We start from the raw sequence: 1,606 nt of genomic DNA, 5'->3' as shown, positions 1-1,606 counted from the left end.
CCCGCAAGCTCCTTGTGTTGCTCACCCCCTGCATCGACTATGTCGTAGTGTTCACCCATATGGGCCGCGGGAAAGCGCGCCTCGTGTTCGCCGCCACACCGCTGCTCCTCGTCGTTCAGCTTCTCCTGCTGCCATTCTACCTCTGGCTTTTCCTGGGGCCGGGCATGGCGGATTTGCTGCGACCCGGCCCGTTTCTGTCAGCTTTCCTCTGGCTTATCGCAACGCCATTGATATTGGCTTGGCTGACCGAACTTTGGGCCGGTCGGCACGCGTCTGGCGAGCAGTTCACCGCGGCCACGGCTTGGGCACCGGTGCCGCTGATGGCGCTGACCCTGTTTTTGGTCATTGCGGCTGAGCTGCCCCGGATCGAAACAGCCTTGGCCGATGTGCTGGGCATCGTGCCCGTTTATATCGCCTATGTCTTGGCTGCACCTATCATCGGATGGGCGATCAGCCGCCTTGCCGGTCTTGATTACGGCGCCGGCCGGGCGTTGGTATTCAGCATAAGTACCCGAAATTCATTGGTCGTGTTGCCATTGGCGCTCGCGGCGCCCTTTGACGGCGGACTCGTCGCCGCCATCGTGGTAACGCAGACCTGCGTCGAACTGCTGGCTGAGCTTGCCTATATAAGGCTCGTTCCGGCGCTGGTGACAGAACGATCAACGCGTCAACGGTAAAGGTGGCGGGACCGGTTTCATTGATCTGCCTGCCTTCGTTGCGCGGGATGACATAGCCATTTTGGGCCGAGATACGATGCGAGCAATCTCCGGAAATGCTATGCGATGAACGAACAATATGGTGTGTTTGCCGCGGCAACCTTCCTAGGGCAAACGAATTCCGATAAGATCGGCTCAGCAAGATCCGCCGTAAAGGCGAACGACCATGCCGCATGATGTTGGTCTGGAAGTGTCCATCAAATCCGTTTTGATCATTGTTGTTGACGGAGAAGGTGAGGAGCTTGCGGGCGGCGAGACCAGTTCGGAACCAGATGCAATTCCATCATTCCTTCTGGAGCACGCCGCTGAGCCCAACCGGATTGTGCATGAGAGCGGCATCCAGGCCATCTGGCTCACCCGCGAATTGGAGAAACGCGACCTTCCGATCATCTGCGTGGATCCACGCCTGGCGTACAAGGCGCTGTCGGGGAGGATCAGCGTGACTTTGAATGACCGGTCCGGAGAAATCTTCTGCGTAGCCCGAAAATTTCTGCTGTTCGGGCGAACATAGATTTCGATTTTTTGCACATGCATTCGCAGCGATGGCAAACGGCTGGTTTTCCCGCCGCGCTGCAACGCCAGAACTTGCGCGTGTGCAGAAAAATCCGTGCTGTGTGCGCACGCAGCAAGAAAATCCAATTTACAGGTTGGGCTCGTTCCAGGTTTTCGCGGCGTCCGGCATGAACGTCCGGTCTCGGCCGACCCAACAGTTACTGCGCCGGTTAATAACTGGAGCAATCCACAGGACTTAGCAGACACCCAAGTCAGTTTTTTGTGTAGGTGGTTAGCCATGGTGCCGCGGCCCGGATGCCTCCTGGGCCGCGCTGTGAGCACTTTGTAAACACCATTCAGAAATGTCACCGGCTGCGCAAAACAGAAACGTCACCAAG

At 57.5% G+C, this 1,606-nt stretch carries 2 protein-coding genes; both read left to right on the top strand.

What is annotated here, in order from left to right:
* Positions 1–677 (top strand): arsenic resistance protein (locus A2I95_RS36480; RefSeq protein WP_367153203.1); only part of this gene is annotated, 677 nt, incomplete at its 5' end.
* A 205-nt stretch (positions 678–882) separates the two neighbouring features.
* Positions 883–1,227, top strand: coding sequence for a hypothetical protein (locus A2I95_RS36475; protein WP_291737381.1), 345 nt, complete (start codon positions 883–885; stop codon positions 1,225–1,227).
* The last annotated feature ends 379 nt before the right edge of the window (positions 1,228–1,606 follow it).

Source organism: Leisingera sp. F5 (genome assembly GCF_001593695.1).
Note: the sequence above shows the minus strand (reverse complement) of the source record. Positions and strands in the feature narration are given on the sequence as shown.